This is a genomic window from Microbacterium sp. MYb66, assembly GCF_002979435.1.
Classification (GTDB): domain Bacteria; phylum Actinomycetota; class Actinomycetes; order Actinomycetales; family Microbacteriaceae; genus Microbacterium.
Map to the genome: position 1 here is coordinate 96,727 of NZ_PCOV01000009.1, position 17,302 is coordinate 114,028.

The 17,302-nt window shown below is 67.9% G+C and carries 18 protein-coding genes; 11 read left to right on the plus strand and 7 right to left on the minus strand.

The genetic code is table 11. The features are described 5' to 3' along the window. Nucleotides 1-26 precede the first annotated feature (26 nt). From CQ045_RS16015 to CQ045_RS16030, 4 genes are all read left to right on the plus strand, one after another. Nucleotides 27-947: an ACP S-malonyltransferase gene (locus tag CQ045_RS16015; RefSeq protein WP_105725499.1), complete on the plus strand. Its 921-nt coding sequence runs from the start codon at nucleotides 27-29 to the stop codon at nucleotides 945-947. After that, nucleotides 944-1,945 (plus strand): beta-ketoacyl-ACP synthase III, encoded by a 1,002-nt coding sequence (locus tag CQ045_RS16020; RefSeq protein ID WP_105725501.1) that lies wholly within the window; start codon nucleotides 944-946, stop codon nucleotides 1,943-1,945. Before CQ045_RS16015 ends, CQ045_RS16020 begins: the two co-directional genes overlap by 4 nt. A 68-nt stretch (nucleotides 1,946-2,013) precedes the next feature. Then, nucleotides 2,014-2,262 (plus strand): acyl carrier protein, encoded by a 249-nt coding sequence (locus tag CQ045_RS16025; RefSeq protein ID WP_017830435.1) that lies wholly within the window; start codon nucleotides 2,014-2,016, stop codon nucleotides 2,260-2,262. 97 nt (nucleotides 2,263-2,359) lie between these two features. Continuing rightward, nucleotides 2,360-3,598 carry a beta-ketoacyl synthase gene (locus CQ045_RS16030; protein ID WP_105725503.1) on the plus strand — a complete coding sequence of 413 codons (1,239 nt, stop codon included), beginning with the start codon at nucleotides 2,360-2,362 and terminating at the stop codon, nucleotides 3,596-3,598. Between the two features lie 88 nt (nucleotides 3,599-3,686). Here the strand turns inward: CQ045_RS16030 and CQ045_RS16035 are convergent, their stop codons facing one another. Then, the gene (locus CQ045_RS16035; protein ID WP_105725505.1) at nucleotides 3,687-4,352 is read right to left on the minus strand and encodes a YitT family protein; all 666 of its coding nucleotides are present in this window, start codon (nucleotides 4,350-4,352) and stop codon (nucleotides 3,687-3,689) included. A 95-nt stretch (nucleotides 4,353-4,447) separates the two neighbouring features. On the opposite strand from CQ045_RS16035, the gene CQ045_RS16040 reads away from it, so the two are divergent. Further along, nucleotides 4,448-5,851 (plus strand): PLP-dependent aminotransferase family protein, encoded by a 1,404-nt coding sequence (locus tag CQ045_RS16040; RefSeq protein WP_105725507.1) that lies wholly within the window; start codon nucleotides 4,448-4,450, stop codon nucleotides 5,849-5,851. 153 nt (nucleotides 5,852-6,004) lie between these two features. Here the strand turns inward: CQ045_RS16040 and CQ045_RS16045 are convergent, their stop codons facing one another. Both CQ045_RS16045 and CQ045_RS16050 read right to left on the minus strand, forming a co-directional pair. After that, nucleotides 6,005-6,508, minus strand: coding sequence for a DUF3145 domain-containing protein (locus CQ045_RS16045; protein ID WP_017830431.1), 504 nt, complete (start codon nucleotides 6,506-6,508; stop codon nucleotides 6,005-6,007). A 199-nt stretch (nucleotides 6,509-6,707) separates the two neighbouring features. Next, nucleotides 6,708-7,481 (minus strand): hypothetical protein, encoded by a 774-nt coding sequence (locus tag CQ045_RS16050; RefSeq protein WP_105670086.1) that lies wholly within the window; start codon nucleotides 7,479-7,481, stop codon nucleotides 6,708-6,710. 176 nt (nucleotides 7,482-7,657) lie between these two features. Here CQ045_RS16050 and CQ045_RS16055 point away from each other — a divergent pair, with 176 nt between their 5' ends. The 3 genes from CQ045_RS16055 to CQ045_RS16065 are packed head-to-tail and all read left to right on the plus strand — an operon-like array spanning nucleotide 7,658 to nucleotide 11,249. Then, nucleotides 7,658-9,661 (plus strand): DUF262 domain-containing protein, encoded by a 2,004-nt coding sequence (locus CQ045_RS16055; protein ID WP_105725509.1) that lies wholly within the window; start codon nucleotides 7,658-7,660, stop codon nucleotides 9,659-9,661. Continuing rightward, nucleotides 9,658-10,911, plus strand: a complete 1,254-nt coding sequence (locus CQ045_RS16060; RefSeq protein WP_105725511.1) for an alpha/beta fold hydrolase — start codon at nucleotides 9,658-9,660, stop codon at nucleotides 10,909-10,911. Before CQ045_RS16055 ends, CQ045_RS16060 begins: the two co-directional genes overlap by 4 nt. A gap of 56 nt (nucleotides 10,912-10,967) precedes the next feature. Beyond that, nucleotides 10,968-11,249 (plus strand): hypothetical protein, encoded by a 282-nt coding sequence (locus CQ045_RS16065; protein WP_105725513.1) that lies wholly within the window; start codon nucleotides 10,968-10,970, stop codon nucleotides 11,247-11,249. Between the two features lie 69 nt (nucleotides 11,250-11,318). Here CQ045_RS16065 and CQ045_RS16070 read toward each other — a convergent pair whose 3' ends face one another. The 3 genes from CQ045_RS16070 to glgA form a co-directional block, all read right to left on the minus strand. Then, complete coding sequence (locus CQ045_RS16070) at nucleotides 11,319-11,576, minus strand: type B 50S ribosomal protein L31 (protein WP_028501712.1); 258 nt, start codon at nucleotides 11,574-11,576, stop codon at nucleotides 11,319-11,321. Nucleotides 11,577-11,667: 91 nt separating this feature from the next. Continuing rightward, nucleotides 11,668-12,453, minus strand: a complete 786-nt coding sequence (locus tag CQ045_RS16075) for an ABC transporter ATP-binding protein (protein ID WP_105725515.1) — start codon at nucleotides 12,451-12,453, stop codon at nucleotides 11,668-11,670. A 17-nt stretch (nucleotides 12,454-12,470) separates the two neighbouring features. Beyond that, nucleotides 12,471-13,655, minus strand: a complete 1,185-nt coding sequence (gene glgA / locus CQ045_RS16080; RefSeq protein ID WP_105725518.1) for a glycogen synthase — start codon at nucleotides 13,653-13,655, stop codon at nucleotides 12,471-12,473. A gap of 46 nt (nucleotides 13,656-13,701) precedes the next feature. On the opposite strand from glgA, the gene CQ045_RS16085 reads away from it, so the two are divergent. The 3 genes from CQ045_RS16085 to CQ045_RS16095 are packed head-to-tail and all read left to right on the plus strand — an operon-like array spanning nucleotide 13,702 to nucleotide 16,369. Then, complete coding sequence (locus tag CQ045_RS16085; protein WP_105725520.1) at nucleotides 13,702-14,943, plus strand: glucose-1-phosphate adenylyltransferase; 1,242 nt, start codon at nucleotides 13,702-13,704, stop codon at nucleotides 14,941-14,943. Nucleotides 14,944-14,992: 49 nt separating this feature from the next. Then, nucleotides 14,993-15,628, plus strand: a complete 636-nt coding sequence (gene serB, locus CQ045_RS16090) for a phosphoserine phosphatase SerB (RefSeq protein WP_105725522.1) — start codon at nucleotides 14,993-14,995, stop codon at nucleotides 15,626-15,628. A 45-nt stretch (nucleotides 15,629-15,673) separates the two neighbouring features. Then, on the plus strand, nucleotides 15,674-16,369 hold the full coding sequence (locus CQ045_RS16095; protein ID WP_105725524.1) for an alpha/beta fold hydrolase: 696 nt from the start codon (nucleotides 15,674-15,676) through the stop codon (nucleotides 16,367-16,369). 18 nt (nucleotides 16,370-16,387) lie between these two features. On the opposite strand, the gene CQ045_RS16100 is transcribed toward CQ045_RS16095, so the two are convergent. Next, entirely contained in the window at nucleotides 16,388-17,098 is a 711-nt protein-coding gene (locus CQ045_RS16100) for a beta-ketoacyl-ACP reductase (RefSeq protein ID WP_105725526.1), read from the minus strand. Nucleotides 17,099-17,302 lie beyond the last annotated feature (204 nt).

Sequence of the window (17,302 nt, forward strand, 5' to 3'; positions counted from 1 at the left end):
GCCGGATTCGTTGGCAGACTGGGTGGGTGATTGTCGTCGTATGCCCTGGACAGGGCTCGCAGACCCCCGGATTCCTCGCCCCCTGGCTCGAGCTCGACGGGGTGGCCGAGCGCCTCGCCGCGTACTCGGATGCTGCGGAGGTCGATCTCCGCGCGCACGGAACGGTTTCGGATGCCGACACGATCCGCGACACGCGCATCGCTCAGCCGCTCATCGTCGCCGCCTCCCTGATCGCCGGTGACGCGCTGACGAACCGCGCGGGGCGACGCTCGGACGGCATCGCCGGACACTCCGTCGGCGAGATCGCCGCGCTCGTCGGCAGCGGCGTGATCGACGCGGATACCGGAATGCGGCTGGTCGGAATCCGCGGACGCGCGATGGCGGATGCCGCAGCACAGACCCCCACCGGTATGAGCGCGGTGCTCGGCGGGGACGAGGATGCCCTCCTCGCCCGGCTCGCCGAGCTCGATCTCTCCCCCGCCAACTACAACGGCGGCGGGCAACTCGTGGTCGCCGGTGCGCTCCCGGCCCTCGCTGCACTCGCCGAGGAACCGGTGAGGGGGACGCGGGTCGTCCCCCTCCAGGTGGCAGGCGCCTTCCACACCCGGTACATGGCATCCGCGGTGGCCGCCCTTCGTGACGCCGTCGCCGACGTCACCCCGGCTGACCCCGAGATCACGCTGTGGACGAATCGGGACGGCTCCGTGGTCGCCGACGGCGCACAGGCGCTCGGCTACCTCGTCGACCAGGTCTCCTCGCCGGTGCGGTGGGACCTCTGCATGCAGTCCTTCTCGAATGCCGGCGTGACCGGTGTCATCGAACTCGCTCCCGCCGGCGCACTGGTCGGACTCGCGAAGCGCGGTCTTCGTGGCGTCCCGACGGTCGCTGTGAAGACTCCCGACGACCTCGACGCAGCCGTCGCGCTGCTGAACGGAGAAGCCGCATGAGCGCCACCCTCGCCCAGGTCACCGGCCCCGCCTACACGCGCATCTATGCCTTCGGCGCGGCTCGCGGGGAGAACGCGGTTCCGAATGACGACCTCATCGGCCCGATCGACTCCAGCGACGAATGGATCCGTCAGCGCACCGGGATCATCACCCGCGCCCGCGCGAACACGAGCACCGACGCGATCGACCTCGCGAGCGCCGCGGCGTCCGAGGCGATCGAGAAGGCGGGCATCCCCGCCGACCAGGTCGACCTCGTGATCGTCGCGACGATCAGCAACCCGAAGCAGACGCCCTCGGTGTCTGCGATCGTCGCAGACCGTGTCGGTGCGAACCCGGCCGCGGCCTACGACATCAACGCCGCGTGCGCGGGATACGCCTATGCGATCGCCCAGGCGGACGCCCTGATCAAGGCCGGCGCGGCCCGCTACGCACTCGTGATCGGCACCGAGAAGCTGTCGGACGTCGTCGACCCGACGGACCGCAGCATCTCGTTCCTGCTCGGCGACGGCGCCGGGGCCGCGCTGATCGGTCCGAGCGACACACCCGGCATCGCCCCGGCGGTATGGGGCTCGGACGGGTCCAAGGCCGATGCCGTGGGAATGAACGCCACGCTCACCGAGTTCCGCGACGGCGAGGCCCCGTGGCCGACACTCCGCCAGGAGGGACCGACCGTGTTCCGCTGGGCGGTGTGGGAGATGGCGAAGGTCGCGCGCGAGGCTCTGGACAGAGCAGGGATCGAGGCCTCCGACCTCGCGGCCTTCATTCCGCACCAGGCGAACATGCGCATCATCGACGAGTTCGCCAAGCAGCTCAAGCTGCCGGAGACCACCGTGATCGCTCGCGACATCGAGACCACGGGCAACACCTCGGCCGCGTCCATCCCCCTGGCCAGCCACCGTCTCATGGCCGAGCACCCCGAGCTGTCGGGAGGACTCGCGCTGCAGATCGGCTTCGGCGCCGGGCTCGTCTTCGCCGCACAGGTCGTCGTCCTTCCCTGAGAATGCGCTGACCTTCCCTAGACTGTTCCACGGTTCCGAATACAACCCGCAAGAAAGAGGAAGACCACATGGCTTTCACCAACGATGAGGTCCTCGCCGGCCTCGCAGAACTGATCACCGACGAGACCGGCATCAACGCCTCCGAGGTCGCTCTGGAGAAGTCGTTCACGGACGACCTCGACATCGACTCCATCTCGATGATGACGATCGTCGTCAACGCAGAGGAGAAGTTCGGCGTCACCATCCCCGACGACGAGGTCAAGAACCTGAAGACCGTCGGCGACGCCGTCAGCTTCATCGTCGCGGGCCAGGAGTAATCCCGGCAGGATGCCACTCCCGCATCGCGCGGAGAGTGGCATCCTCCGACCTGCCCTCTCACCCGTTCGATCTCGTTTCGACAAGGAACCACTCCCCATGACCAAGCGCATCGTCGTCACCGGCATCGGCGCCACCTCCGCCATCGGCGGCACGGCTCCCGAGAACTGGACGAACCTGCTGGCCGGCATGTCCGGCACTCGCACCCTCGAGCACGACTGGGTCCAGCAGTACGAGCTGCCCGTCACCTTCGCCGCCGAGGCGATCGTCCGCCCGGAGGAGGTTCTGCCGCGCCACGAGGCGAAGCGACTCGACCCGTCGTCCCAGTTCGCGTTGATCGCGGCACGTGAGGCCTGGGCTGATGCCGGGTCTCCCGAGGTCGCCCCGGAACGGCTCGGCATCGACTTCGCGACCGGAATCGGCGGGCTGTGGACGCTGCTCGACGCCTGGGACACGCTGCGTGAGAAGGGCCCGCGCCGCGTCATGCCGCTGACGGTCCCGATGCTGATGCCGAACGCCGCTGCGGGAAACCTGTCGCTCCAGTTCCACGCTCGCGCCTACGCGCAGACCGTGGTGAGCGCATGCGCGTCCAGCACCGAGTCGATCATCCACGCGTTCCACCACCTGCAGGATGGCCTCGCCGACGTCGTGATCGCCGGTGGCACCGAGTCTGCGATCCACCCCATCACGATGGCATCCTTCGCCTCCGCGCAGGCGCTTTCGCGCCGGAACGACGATCCGGCTCATGCCTCCCGCCCCGGAGCGATCGACCGCGACGGATTCGTCATGGGTGAAGGCGCAGCGGCGCTGATCCTCGAGACCGAGGAGCATGCGAAGGAACGCGGCGCCAAGATCTACGGTTACATCCTCGGCGGTGGCGTCACTGCCGATGCCTATCACATCACCGGCAACGACCCCGAGGGCAACGGTGCGGCACGCGCCGTCACGCAGGCCCTCGAGGAGGCCGGGATCACGGCCGACCAGGTCACGCACATCAACGCCCACGCGACCTCGACTCCGGTCGGCGACCCGAACGAGTACGTCGCCCTCAAGAAGGTCTTCGGCGACCGGATCGATGAGATCCCCGTGTCGGCGACGAAGGCATCGACGGGCCATCTGCTCGGCGGCACCGGCGCGCTCGAGGCGATCTTCTCTCTTCTCGCGCTCCGCGACCGCGTCGCACCGCCGACGATCAACATGACCGAGCCGGACCCCGCCGTGCCCTTCCGCCTCTCCGGCGAGGCTGCACCGCTCGGCGACGGTCCGCAGATCGCGATCAGCAACTCCTTCGGATTCGGCGGGCACAACGCCGTCCTGGTGGTCGCCGGCGCTGACTGACGTTCGCACGATTCGACGAAGAGAGCCCCTCGGGAATCCGCGGGGCTCTCTTCGCGTCCAGGCGCAACCAGCGCGGTTCTGCGGGGAATCAGGCCGGGCGCACCGATGCCACCTGTCGGGAACGCGCCTCGCGCATCCGCGTGATACGCGGCAGGAACCACCCGATGAGCGGGCCCACGCCGAACGCGAAGAGCACGGTTCCCACCCCGACGGGGCCTCCGAGCAGGAAGCCGATGAGAAGCACACTGCCCTCGATCAGGGTGCGCACGAGCCACACCGCCCAGCCGGTCCGCCGCACCAGTCCCGTCATCAGCCCGTCGCGCGGGCCGGGGCCGAAGTCCGCGGCGATATAGAGTCCGGTGGCGAACGCCAGCAGCAGGAGTCCGAACACGAACATCGGAGCCCCGATCCAGACCGAGGGCGGTGCCGGAATCAGGAAGAGGGCGAGATCGGCACTCGGGCCGACCAGGAGCGCGTTCAACACGGTACCGAGGCCCACCCGCTGGCGCAGCGGAATCCACAGCAGCAGCACGACGATCGACACGAGGACGGTGATGAACCCGTAGCCGAGTCCGGATTGCCCCGCGAGACCGAGCGCCAAGACGTCCCACGGAGCGACGCCGATGCCACCGCGCACCATGAACCCGAGCGCGACGCCGTAGAGGAACAGTCCGCCGATGAGCTGCACGACACGCTCGACGAGGTCCCGCCGACTGGTGGCGGTGACGGACAGGAACACGGCGCGGAGGAGCATGGTTCCACTCTGGCGCGTGAGCCGGCACCGCCAACGAGTCCACTGCCCGGAAAGTGGACTGCCCCTGCCGGGCCACTTTGCGCCATGCTGGATGCATGGGATCACGACTCGTCGAACAGCTCGGAGCATCCAGCGTCGCCGGCGCCGCTGCCGCCGCCCTGGCGGACAGGATCCGCGCGCTGATCCTGGACGGTCGCCTCACCGTCGGCGAGCGTCTGCCCAGCGAGCGATCGCTCGCCCTGGAACTGCGGAGGTCACGCTCGACGATCACCCGCGCCTACGGCCTGCTGGAGACCGATGGCTACGTCTCACGCCTTCATGGAGGAAGCACGCGCGTCACGCTCCCCCACGGCCACACCGCGCCAGGTGCCGATGCCGACGACGACGCCATCGACCTCTCCATCGCCTCGATGGACTCGACCCCAGGGCTGTATGACGCCACGGTGCGGTCCCTCCCCCGTCTCGCCGCGCTGCGCGGCACGAGCGGTTATTCCCTTCAGGGGCTCCCGGAGCTCCGTGACGCCGTCGCGCAGCGCTTCAGCGAACGCGGCGCGCCGACCTCCGCGGAGGAGATCATCATCACCTCGGGTGCCCTCAACGCGGTGAACCTGATCCTCACAGCCATCGGACGACGAGGTGAGCGCGCACTCGTCGAGCAGCCGACTTTCCCGCATGCGCAGGAGGCCCTGCACCGCCACGGCTACCGACTGGTCCCGACTCCCGTCGATGTGGAGGGCTGGGACACGCGACACCTGAACGAGACTCTCCTGAGCTCCCGTCCCCACGTCGCATATCTGATCCCGGACTTCCACAACCCCACGGGCGCGACCCTCCCCGATGAGCAGCGCTCGCGCGTGGTGACCACGGCTCGCAACGTCGGCACGCATCTCATCGTCGACGAGACCACCACAGAGCTCGACATCGACCGCGGATGGTCGCCCGTTCCGATGGGCGCGAGCGGTCCGAACGTCATCACGGTCGGCTCGATGTCGAAGATCGCATGGGGAGGCATGCGCATCGGCTGGATCCGCGCTGAGCGCTCGGTCATCGCGCGCCTGCTGGCCGTGCGCCCCTCCTTCGAACTCGGCACCGCGCTGCTCGAACAGTGCATCGCCGTGGAGCTGCTCGCCGACATGTCCGCGCTCACATCGCACGTCCGCCGTCGCCTTCAGGAAGGACGCACTGCGGTCGAGGCCGGTGTCGCCGGGATCCCCGGCTTCAGGATGCCCTCCACCCCGGGCGGTCTCTCCGCCTGGGTCGACATCGGTGCTCCACTGTCGACCTCGTTGTCGCTCGCCGCGCGTGAGCGGAAGCTGATCCTGCCGCCTGGCCCGCGTTTCGCGACCGGCGGGGTACTCGAGCGTCGTCTGCGCATCCCCATCACCCTCACTCCCGACCGCACGACGGAGGCCATGCAGCGACTGTCTCTCGCCTGGGACGACGTGCGAGGCGGCACAGCATCCCGATCCGACGAGTTGCAGCATGCAGCGGTCATCTGACCGATCCTGCACCCCTTGGACGACGAGGACCCCGCCTCGTTTCCGGGGCGGGGTCCTCGTCATGCGGAGCGGGGATACGTCTTCTCAGCGTCCGGGATGATTCACCGGCATCCGATACTCACGCCTCCCCCGCTCCCGGACTGTGGTGTCGAGCTAGCCGACCTTGTGAAGCCAGACGACCCTGGCATCGTCGCTGGCGTGACGGAACGGTTCGAGCTCCTCATCCCAGGCGGAACCGAGCGCGATGTCCAGTTCGCGCTGCAGCTCGACCGCGCTGCCTGCGGCGATCTCCATCGCATAGCGGATGCGGTCCTCGCCGATGACGATGTTGCCGGCAGCATCGGTCTGGGCGTAGTGGATGCCGAGATCGGGAGTGTGCAGCCAGCGGCCACCGTCGCTGCGGGGCGTGGGGTCCTCGGTCACCTCGAAACGGAGGTGCTCCCACCCGCGGATGGAGGTCGCGAGGGCAGCGCCGGTACCGACGGGGCCGTCCCAGTAGAACTCGGCGCGTCGCGCACCATCGAGGACGGGCTGCTCGGTCCAGTCGAAGTTCACCGCACGCCCGATAGCGCGACCCACCGCCCATTCCAGGTGCGGGCAGAGCGCGCGAGGCGCAGAGTGGATGAACACCACTCCGCGTGCGTAAGCCGTCGCCATGATCTCTCCGTTTCATCAGGTGCGTCTTCCCCAACGACCTGAACCACGAAGTGGCGAGAATATGCGGTTGTGCGCCCATTCTCGCGGAGTTCGCCGGAAATCACAAGCGTGTCATTCCCACGACGAAGGCCCCGGTCGCTGCGACCGGGGCCTTCGGGGAGTTCGACGGGCTCGTTCGCCCGTCAGTTGCTGACGAGAGTCAGGCCTCGCTCATGGCCTGCTTGACCTGCTGGCCCTTCGCGGCGTAGTAGGCGGCGCGCGCAGCATCCTTGCGAGCCTGCTCGGCGTAGCCGAACTCCAGGGTCTCCTGGTCGACCTCGTAGTTGGGCACGTCGTCGGTGCCGTTGTACTTCTCGATGTAGGCGTCGAGCTCCGGACCCGAGGTCCACGACGTGATGAGGCAGTAGCGGGGCTCGGTGCCGTTGTGCGTCGCCGCGTGCCACAGACGCTGCGTGTCGACGATGAGCTGAGCGCCGGCGGGGAGAGCGATGCGGTACTCGATGCTCGGGTCGGTGCGGTTCTCGCGCAGGACGAAGTAGCTGTCCTTGTCGTCGGTCAGGTTGAAGAAGCCGCGGACCACCCAGCCGGTGCCGTCGGGGTTCAGGCGGTTGTTGTCGTCCTGGTGGAGGTTGTAGAGGCAGTCGCCGTAGGGCGTCGGCTGCAGCTCGATGACGCGGCAACGTCCGACGTTGGCACCCGGCTCCTGCGCGCGACGCGTCAGGTTCGGGGCCTTCTCGGTCTGCGAGTCGATCCAGACCCCGTCCTTGTCGGTGCGCGGCGGCTTGTGGTTCCAGAACCCGTTGCACTCGATGTCGCCGAAAGCACTGGCGAGCGGTGCGAAGCGGGTGTCACCCGACGACTTCCAGTCGTTGTACTCGATGTCGAGCCACTCCTTGGGGTCGAGCTCCTGGTTGTAGCTGTCGAGGACGACGAATCCCTTTTCCTCGAGGGCAGCGGACTTGATGTAACCCATGATCGAGTCATGTTCCTTTCATCGGGGGCCAGCACGTTTTAACAGGCCCTGATAAGGCAAGCCTAACAGCGACGCCTGGGCGGGCCTCGGAGGTCGGCCGTGCATAACCGAATAGACTGAGCGGGGCGCCCGGCGAGTCCTCGGCACCCGTCGCCACGGGAGGACGAGACACCAGGATGAGCACCGCGACCAACGTCGAAGCGACAGCAGTCAACACGATCGAGTGGCTCGCGGCGGGCGCGACCACCATCGTCGTCCCGGTGTACCAGCGGCAGTACCGGTGGGACATCGGCGGCTGCGAACGGCTCCTCTCCGACATCCGCGCCGTCGCCCGTGAAGATGACGCCCATCGGCATTTCATCGGTTCGATACTCTCTGCCGAAGACGGCGCATCGACCGATTCCGACCTGATCCTCATCGACGGTCAGCAGCGCATCACGACGCTGATGCTCCTCGTCGCCGCCCTCCACCACTCGGTTCGGGACGCCGATCCCGCCTTGGCTGCGGAGTTCGCTCGAGTCCTGGTCAGGTCCGATGCCCCCGGTCACACCAAGCTGCGTCCGCACGACGCCTGGGCGGACCTCTACGAGTCCGTGGTCCTCGATCGCCGCGGCGACGCCGAACGCGAATCACGCTTCGACGACAACTACGCCTTCTTCCGCAGCCAGATCCACGTCGAGGAGGTTCCGCTCATCTGGCGGGGCCTGCAGAAGCTCGAGCATGTGTCGATCACCCTCGGCGCTCAGGCGAACGCCCAGCAGATCTTCGAGAGCCTGAACTCGACCGGTGAGCCGCTGCGCGACCACGAGCTGATCCACAACTACATCCTGATGGGGCTGAGCCACGCGGAGCAGGTCGACGTCGAGGGCCGGTTCTGGATACCGATCGAACGTCACACCGGAGAGGCGATCGGCGCGTTCTGGCGTCACTACCTCGTGCTGGTCACGGGCCGGGAGATCGCAGCGAACGGCGAGCACGGTGTCTACAGCGCGTTCCGCCAGTCGTTCCCTCGGGTGGACGTCACGCACCTGCAGGCAGACGCTGCCGAGTGGCGGCATTACGCCGAGATCTACGGCATCCTTCTCGACCCCTCGCTGGAGCAGGACCCCGAGATCGCGCAGCAACTGCGCCACGTGAACACCTTCGGCCGATCCTCGTACCCGCTCGTGATGGGCGCCTACAGCGATCACGCCCGCGGCATCATCGACCGCTCCGAACTCGTCGAGACACTGGAGTGGCTCCAGGCTCTGCACCTGCGTCGCGCTCTGGTCAACCTCCCCGCTGAGCGCCTCGTCGCACGACTCTGCCGCGCACGCGCCGCCGGTCGCGACTCGCTCGCACGCGCGTTCGCCCGGATCACTCCTTCGGACGAACGCGTGAGCGCGGTCCTGAAGTACAGCGAGCTCCCCCACCCCGCCTATGTGCTGGGACGACTGGAAGGCGTCGACGACCTCGATTCCTTCGACGTCGAGCACATCGTCCCGACGGTGCCGGGCGATGCCTGGTCGGGCGACGGGAAGCGCCTGTGGAGCGAATACTCGGAGGATGAGCAGAACAGCCATCGGGCGCTCGCCCCGACGCTCGGCAACCTCACCCTCCTGGAGCAGCCACTGACCGAGCGGGTCTTCGGAGCCGCCTTCCCGATCAAGCGCGCGGAGGCATACTCCCGCAGCTCGGTGCCTGCGACACGCGAGCTCGCCGCGACCCCCTCCTGGAACACGGCGGCGATCACGCAGCGCACCGTCGCGCTCACCTCCGACCTGATCCGCATCTGGGCACGTCCCGCGCTTCCGGAGATCGACGACGACGGCCTGACGCCGATCCTGGACGCCGTGCGCCGCCGCGGATGGCCGACCGGGTGGGAGCGGGAGTTCGACTACGTCGAGTACCGCGGTGAGCGCTGGGAGGTGCCCGACGTCAAATACCTGTTCAACCGGGTGTTCCGACGTGCGTGGACCGATACGAGGACGGCGGCGCTCGCCTATTGCGCCGCCCACGGCGGGCCGATCTACGAGGACATGGCGTGGAAGGGACAGTGGGATGAGCTCGACGAATCCCACTTCCTCTACATGGGCTGGGACTCCAACTACATGATGACCGCTGTGCAGGGCGTGCTCGAGGAGTCGGGCATCGCCTCTGAGGTCTTCGTCAAGTACTCCTACATCGGGAATGTGATGTGAACATGAGCACCGTCGTCCGCCACCTGCTGGATCTCACCGTCGAGGAGCACACTCTCACCGTCCCGCTCGTCTGGGGTGACGCCACAGACCACCGCACGATCGACGTCTTCGCACGCGTCGTCGCGCGCGAGGGCGGCGAGTCGCTTCCCTATCTGGTGTTCCTGCAGGGCGGCCCCGGGCACGAAGCCCCGCGCCCGTTCCACTCCTCGACCGCTCCCGCCTGGCTTGACGAGGCGCTCGCGCACTACCGCCTGGTTCTCCTCGACCAGCGCGGCACCGGTCGATCGACACCGGTCGGTGACGCTGACCTCGCGCGCGGCGCGGAGGCCGTCGCCGAACACCTCACCCACCTGCGCGCGGATGCGATCGTCCGCGACTGCGAGGCGATGCGCGAGCACCTGGGTGCCGCCACCTGGAGCGTGCTCGGGCAGTCCTTCGGCGGGTTCACGACGCTGGCATACCTGACGACGGATGCGGTGTCCCTCGAAGATGTCTTCATCACCGGGGGCCTGAGCGCGGTGGGACGTCACCCCGACGACGTCTATGCGCTCTGCTACGAGAAGATGCGCACGGCCTCGGAGCGCTACTACCGTCGTTTCCCCGAGCACCGCGACGTCATGCGGCGGCTCGTCGATCTGGCGGATGCCGGCGACATCGTGCTTCCCGACGGCGAGTTGGTCTCGCGCTCGCGACTGCGATCCGTGGGATCGGCCCTCGGCACGAACGACGGGTGGCAGACCGTATGGTCGCTCCTCGAGCGCGATCCGTCCTCCAACGCCTTCCGATACGACCTGATGCACGCGATGCCTTACGACGGACGCAACCCGCTGTATTTCGCGTTCCACGAATCGAGCTACGCAGACGGCCACGCCAGCCGTTGGTCGGCTGAGCGCACGGAGCCCACGGACTTCCGCGACGACCCGACGCTGTTCACGGGCGAGCACATCCGCCGAGAGTGGACCGAGACGGTTCCTGCGTTCCAGCCGTGGCGCGATGTCACCCTCGCCCTCGCTGAGTTCGAATGGCCGAGCATCTACGACGCCGAGGCGATCGCCGCATCCGGAGCCACCGGCGCGGCCGCGGTCTACGTCGACGACGTCTACGTGCCGATGGAGTTCTCGCTCGAGACGGCGCGTCTGCTGCCGGGCGTGAAGCTGTGGGTCACGAGCGAGCACGAGCACAACGGTCTGCGCTCGGGGCCGGTGCTGTCTCGTCTGATCGACCTGGCCCAGGGACGGCGCATCCGCTGAGCGGATCCTCCCTGAGGAGGATGCCCTCGACCCGCCCGCCGCCTACCCTGGAAGGCATGGGCGAAGGCGTGGGCATGATCGTGACGGTCCTCCTGCTCCTCCTCCTGGTCTCGGCCGTGATCGTCATGATCGCCTTCTTCTTCTCGAGGGCACCCATCGAGAAGAAGTACGAGAGCAGCGGTGGGGGCCTCGGCGGTGCATTCGACGCCGTCTGGTCTCCGAGCGCGCACGAAGCCGGCATCGAACGCGACCGCCAGACACAGCGGACCGCCCCGGCGCCGGCGCCCGGCGATCCCCCCGACACGTTCGACGACGGCCGCATCCGGCTCGACGTCTGACCCGCCGCCGACCGGGGATGAAGAAGGCCCCACGCTCCGAGGAGCATGGGGCCTTCTTCGTGGCAGAAGTTACTTGGAGGATCCGCCGAAGCCCTTGAAGCGCTGGTTGAACTTCTCGACGCGGCCGGCCGAGTCCATGATGCGCTGCTTGCCCGTGTAGAACGGGTGCGAGGCGGAAGAGATCTCGACGTCGATGACGGGGTACTCCACGCCGTCCAGCTCGATGGTCTTGTCGCCGGTCACGGTCGAACGGGTGAGGAACGTCTCGCCCGAGCCGAGGTCGCGGAACACGACAGCCTTGTACTCGGGGTGAATGTCAGTCTTCATGGGATTCCTTAGTTGCTGCCCTGGATTGTGCCAGGGACGAGGGAAGTCTGCGGTGCAGTGAGCACCAAGGATCGATTCTATCAGATGCTCGTCAGGACGTTGCGCGAGCGGCGTAGCGGCCGTCTTCGCTGCTGAGCACGATCGGCATGCCGAATGTCTCGGTGAGCGACTCCGCCGTGAGGGTCTCCGCGATCGGCCCGGCCGCGACCACGACGCCGTCGCGGAGCAGCATCACGTGAGTGAAGCCGATCGGGATCTCCTCCACGTGGTGAGTGACCATGAGCATCGCAGGGGTGGTCGGCGAGGAGGCGTATCCGCTGAGCAGCGCGAGGAGCTCCTCGCGCGAGCCGAGGTCGAGCGATGCGGTCGGCTCGTCGAGCAGCAGGAGTTCCGGATCGGTCATCACGGCGCGCGCGATCTGCACGCGCTTCTGCTCGCCGTCACTCAGAGTGCCGAAAGTGCGGTCGGCCAGGTGGTCGAGCCGCCAATCGGCCAGAACACGGAGCGCGCGACGCTCGTCGATGTCCTCGTAGTTCTCATTCCAACGGCCGAGAACGGAGTACGCAGCCGTGAGGACGGTGTTGAGGACCGTCTCGTCGCGCGGCACACGCTTGGCCATCGCCGACGACGCGAAACCGATCCGCGGACGGACCTCGAACACATCGGTGCGCCCCAGGGTCTCCCCCAGCACGGTCACCGTCCCCGAGGTCGGGTGCATGAGCGTGTCGGCCAGCTGCAGGAGCGTCGTCTTCCCCGCGCCGTTCGGGCCGAGGATCACCCACCGCTGATCGTCGTCGACCTCCCAGGTCACGTGATCGATGATGTTGCGCCCCTCACGGCGCACGACGACGTCGGTGAATTCCAGAGCGCTCGGCATGGTTCCAGCCTATCGGCTCACGCAGTGAGCTCCGCGTAGAGCGCGCGGGTCGTCTCGGCGATCGCGGCCCAGCTGAAGTCCCGCCGTGCGCGTTCGCGTCCGGCTTCCCCGTAGGCGCGCGCACGCTCCGGATCCATCGCCACCTCGGTGAGCACAGCGGCCAGGTCGGCCACATAGCGATCCGGGTCCACCGGCGTCCCGGTGCCGTCCTGCAGCTGCTCGATGGGAACCAGTCGCCCGGTGACGCCGTCTGCGACCACCTCCGGAATACCTCCGGTCGCGGTGCCGACCACGGCGGCACCACACGCCATCGCCTCGAGGTTCACGATCCCGAGCGGCTCGTACACCGAGGGGCACACGAAGGTCGTCGCCGCGGTGAGGATCGCGGACAGCTCCGCCCGCGGCAGCATCCGCTCGATCCAGACGACACCGTCGCGGCTCTCCTGGAGCAGGCGCACCCCTTCCTGCACCTCCGCCATGATCTCCGGTGTGTCCGGAGCGCCCGCGCAGAGCACGAGCTGCACCTCGGGCGGAAGCAGCCGAGCCGCCTGCAGCAGGTACGGCAGACCCTTCTGCCGCGTGATGCGCCCCACGAACACGACCGAGGGGCGTGCAGGATCCATCCCGATCGACTGCAGGAAGGCTTCATCCTGAACGGGATGCCACCGCTCGACGTCGATGCCGTTGTGGATCACGCGCACCCTCGCCGGATCGACCTGCGGATAGCTGCGAAGGATGTCCGCCCGCATGCCGGCGCTCACGGCGATCACCGCGGCGGCGTTCTCGTACGCCAGTTTCTCGATGCCACTGGAGATGGCGTACCCGCCGCCGAGCTGCTCGGCCTTCCACGGTCGCAACGGCTCGAGGCTGTGAGCGGTGAGCACGTGCGGGATGCCGTGGAGCTGCGATGCGAGGTGACCGGCGAAGTTCGCGTACCAGGTGTGGCTGTGCACCAGGTCTGCCTCGGTGATCGCGGACACGATCTCGAGGTCGGTGCCCAGGGTCTGCAGCGCCGCGTTCGCATCGACGAGTTCGGAGGGAGTCCGGTAGGCGAATGTGCCCACCTCGTCACGCGGCCCACCGAACGCCCGGACCCGCACGTCGACGTGCTCCCTGAGCGCCGCGACGAGCTCTGCGACGTGCACGCCGGCACCGCCGTACACCTCCGGCGGATACTCCTTCGTGATCATTTCAACTCGCATGTCTGAACGCTAGTACAGCGAGGAGGAAGGCATCTATGGTGGAGCCATGTCCGCTCCAAAGAAGGTCTTCGGGATCATCCTCGCCGGCGGCGAGGGCAAGCGACTCATGCCGCTCACGGCCGATCGCGCGAAACCCGCAGTGCCGTTCGGCGGACAATACCGGCTCATCGATTTCGCGATCTCGAACCTCATCAACTCGGGTCTCCGACAGATCGTCGTGCTGACCCAGTACAAGTCGCACAGCCTCGACCGGCACATCTCGCAGACCTGGCGCATGTCCGCCCTCCTCGACTCGTATGTCACGTCGGTCCCTGCTCAGCAGCGCCTCGGCAAGCGATGGTTCTCGGGGTCGGCGGACGCGATCCTGCAGAGCATGAACCTGATCAACGACGAGAAACCCGACATCGTCGTCGTGATCGGCGCGGACCACGTCTACCGGATGGACTTCCGGCAGATGCTGGAGGCGCACATCGAGTCCGGGGCGAAGGCGACCGTGGCCGGCATCCGCCAGCCGCTGGCTCTCGCGTCGCAGTTCGGAGTCATCGACGCCGACGCGGAATCCGGACGGATCAAGCAGTTCCTGGAGAAGCCGACCGACATCGCCGGACTCGAGGACTCGCCGCATGAGGTGCTCGCATCGATGGGCAACTACATCTTCGACGCGGACGCCCTGATCGCTGCGGTCGAGGCGGACGGCGAGTCACCGGTGTCCGGGCACGACATGGGCGGAGACATCGTCCCCTACTTCGTCGAGCGCGGCGAGGCCGGGTACTACGACATGAAGCAGAACGATGTCCCCGGCTCCTCGCCGCGAGACCGGTCGTACTGGCGGGACGTGGGGACGATCGATTCGTTCTTCGACGCGCACCGTGACCTGATCTCGACGCTCCCCATCTTCAACCTCTACAACATGGAGTGGCCGATCCACTCGCAGGCCGTCAACTCACCACCGGCGAAGTTCGTCCGCGACTCGGTCGGTCGCATCGGCAACGCCATCGACTCGATCGTCTCGCTCGGCTCCGTACTCTCCGGCACGCATCTCGAGCGCAGCGTGGTCGGGCCGTGGACGCTCGCGGGGGGTGGGTCGACCATCACCGACTCCGTCGTGTTCGATCACGTGCACGTGGGGCAGGGATCACGGGTGCACCGTGCGATTCTGGACAAGAACGTCGTGCTGGCCGACGGCGCGACCGTCGGCGTCGACCGTGAGCGCGACCTCGCGCGGGGGTTCACCGTCACCGAGTCCGGGATCACCGTCGTCGGCAAGGGTGTCTTCATCGAACGCTGAGCGCGTCACGCGGCACGGCGCACGCCGAGGTGGTCGCTAGGCTCGACAGGTGACCTCCACGCGATTCCTCGTCGTCCTCGATGCCGATTCCACGCTCATCCGCAACGAGGTGATCGAGCTTCTCGCCGATGAGGCCGGCCGGCGTGCAGAGGTTCAGGCCGCCACGGAGGCGGCGATGCGCGGCGACATCGACTTCGCGGCGAGCCTGCGTTCGCGCGTCGCCGCGCTCGAAGGCGTGCCGATTGCGGCCTTCGAGCGCGTCCGCGCTCGCATCGAGCCGACACCCGGGGTGCGCGAGCTCACCGCCGCCGTGCACGATCGCGGCGGTGTGGTCGGCGTCGTCTCCGGCGGCTTCCACGAGATCCTCGACGACATCGCCCCCGGACTCGGGGTCGACCGCTGGCGTGCGAACCGCCTGCAGGTCGTCGACGGTGTGCTCTCCGGACGCGTCGACGGCGGCATCGTGGATGCGACGGCGAAAGCCGTCTCGCTCCGGGAGTGGGCGGCGGAGCTCGGAGTCTCCCCCCATGCGACGATCGCGATCGGCGACGGCGCCAATGATCTGCAGATGATGGCAGCGGCGGGCCTCGGTCTCGCATTCAACGCGAAGCCCGCCGTCCGCGAGGCCGCCAGCCTCGTGATCGGGCCGCAGGACCTCTCCGAGGTCATCGCGCTGCTCCCCTAGACAGAGCTCATGGCGAAAGTCCGTGCCCACCGCTAGCGTCGGCTCATGGACATCATCCTCATCCCGGGACTCTGGCTCGACGCCTCCAGCTGGGAGGACGTGACTCCGACCCTCGAACGGGCCGGTCACCGCGTGCACCCGCTGACGATGCCGGGGCTGGGTGAGCCCGCGGCCGCCTCATCCGACGTGGGTATCGCCGACTGGATCGCCGCGGGCGTCGCCGCCGTCGATGCGATCGACGGCGATGTCGTGGTCGTCGGCCACAGCGGCGGCGGCAACGTGGCCTGGGGTGTCGCCGACGCCAGACCAGACCGGGTGCGCCGCGTCGTCTTCGTCGACACGGTCCCGCCGCCGCCGGGGAACGGGATCAGCGAGTTCGAAATCGTGGACGGGGTCGTGCCCTTCCCCGGCTGGGACTTCTTCCCCGACGAGGACGTGAACGACCTCGATGAGGCGACCCGCGCTCGCACGGCACCGCTCGCTCAGAGCGTTCCGGCGCGGGTGCCGACCGATGGCATCGCCCTGGAGAACGCCGAGCGGTACCGGGTACCGGTGACGCTGCTGATGGGTGGACTCGATCAGCCCACGTTCGACGGGATGATCGACCAGTGGGGACCGTATGCCGACGAATACCGCGCGATCGAAGACGCGGAGATCGTGCGGATTGGTTCCGGACACTGGCCGCAGTTCTCGACGCCCGCACGCCTCGGCGAGCTGATCGTCGCAGCCGTCACCCGCTGAGGCGACCTCGAGGCGGAGTCAGTGGCCCATCCCGAGACCGCCGTCGACCGGGATGACCGCGCCGGAGATGTAGCCCGCATCGTCTCCCGCCAACCAGGTCACGACGCCAGCGACCTCATCGGGGGTGGCGAAACGCGCTGCGGGGATGCTCGCCTTGTACTGCTTCTGCGTCTCTTCGGGGAGCTCAGCGGTCATGTCCGTCTCGATGAACCCGGGGGCGACGACGTTCGCCGTGATTCCGCGGGCGCCGAGTTCGCGGGTGATCGAGCGGGCGAAGCCGACCAGCGCACTCTTCGAGGCGGAGTAGTTGACCTGTCCTGCGGAGCCGTACAGGCCCACGACGCTCGAGATCAGGATGATCCGGCCGAAACGTGCGCGCAGCATGCCCTTCGAAGCGCGCTTGACGACGCGGAACGTGCCGCCCAGGTTCGTGGCGACGACGCTGTCGAAGTCATCCTCGCTCATGCGCATGAGCAGCGTGTCCTTCGTGATCCCGGCGTTCGCGACGACGATCTCGACCGGTCCGAGCTGCTGCTCGACCTCGGTGAACGCCGCGTCGAGGGCAGCAGCATCCGTCACGTCGGCGCGGACCGTGAGAGTGCCCTCCGGACCCTCCCCGCTGCGCGCGGTGACGGCGACACGGTAGCCGTCACGGACGAAGCGCTCCGCGATCGCACGACCGATGCCACGATTGCCGCCGGTGACGAGGACGACGCGCTGAGCACTCATGGGGACACTCCTGATCTGGCCCGTGGTCCGGGGTTCCGGGCCGTGATCGATCCTACCGACGATGCCCGCGCCGACCGCCGCAAGCGTTTGACAGACACGCTCGGTGCTGGGAGCCTGATCGAGACGAAAGGCTTTCATCGTGAGCGACAACCAGATCCCCTCTCCCGGTGACGAGTCTCCGGTGATCCCGCCGCCGCCCGCCCC

Excerpts from the sequence above, each read along its gene's own strand:
- CQ045_RS16050 (WP_105670086.1), bottom strand. The coding sequence starts at position 7,481 with ATGGGTTACATCAAGTCCGCTGCCCTCGAGGAAAAGGGATTCGTCGTC.
- CQ045_RS16070 (WP_028501712.1), bottom strand. The coding sequence starts at position 11,576 with ATGAAGACTGACATTCACCCCGAGTACAAGGCTGTCGTGTTCCGCGAC.
- CQ045_RS16085 (WP_105725520.1), top strand. The coding sequence starts at position 13,702 with ATGTCCGCTCCAAAGAAGGTCTTCGGGATCATCCTCGCCGGCGGCGAG.
- CQ045_RS16100 (WP_105725526.1), bottom strand. The coding sequence starts at position 17,098 with ATGAGTGCTCAGCGCGTCGTCCTCGTCACCGGCGGCAATCGTGGCATC.
- CQ045_RS16095 (WP_105725524.1), top strand. The coding sequence starts at position 15,674 with ATGGACATCATCCTCATCCCGGGACTCTGGCTCGACGCCTCCAGCTGG.
- CQ045_RS16035 (WP_105725505.1), bottom strand. The coding sequence starts at position 4,352 with ATGCTCCTCCGCGCCGTGTTCCTGTCCGTCACCGCCACCAGTCGGCGG.
- CQ045_RS16075 (WP_105725515.1), bottom strand. The coding sequence starts at position 12,453 with ATGCCGAGCGCTCTGGAATTCACCGACGTCGTCGTGCGCCGTGAGGGG.
- CQ045_RS16055 (WP_105725509.1), top strand. The coding sequence starts at position 7,658 with ATGAGCACCGCGACCAACGTCGAAGCGACAGCAGTCAACACGATCGAG.
- CQ045_RS16065 (WP_105725513.1), top strand. The coding sequence starts at position 10,968 with ATGGGCGAAGGCGTGGGCATGATCGTGACGGTCCTCCTGCTCCTCCTC.
- CQ045_RS16030 (WP_105725503.1), top strand. The coding sequence starts at position 2,360 with ATGACCAAGCGCATCGTCGTCACCGGCATCGGCGCCACCTCCGCCATC.
- CQ045_RS16020 (WP_105725501.1), top strand. The coding sequence starts at position 944 with ATGAGCGCCACCCTCGCCCAGGTCACCGGCCCCGCCTACACGCGCATC.
- glgA (WP_105725518.1), bottom strand. The coding sequence starts at position 13,655 with ATGCGAGTTGAAATGATCACGAAGGAGTATCCGCCGGAGGTGTACGGC.
- CQ045_RS16040 (WP_105725507.1), top strand. The coding sequence starts at position 4,448 with ATGGGATCACGACTCGTCGAACAGCTCGGAGCATCCAGCGTCGCCGGC.
- CQ045_RS16025 (WP_017830435.1), top strand. The coding sequence starts at position 2,014 with ATGGCTTTCACCAACGATGAGGTCCTCGCCGGCCTCGCAGAACTGATC.
- CQ045_RS16045 (WP_017830431.1), bottom strand. The coding sequence starts at position 6,508 with ATGGCGACGGCTTACGCACGCGGAGTGGTGTTCATCCACTCTGCGCCT.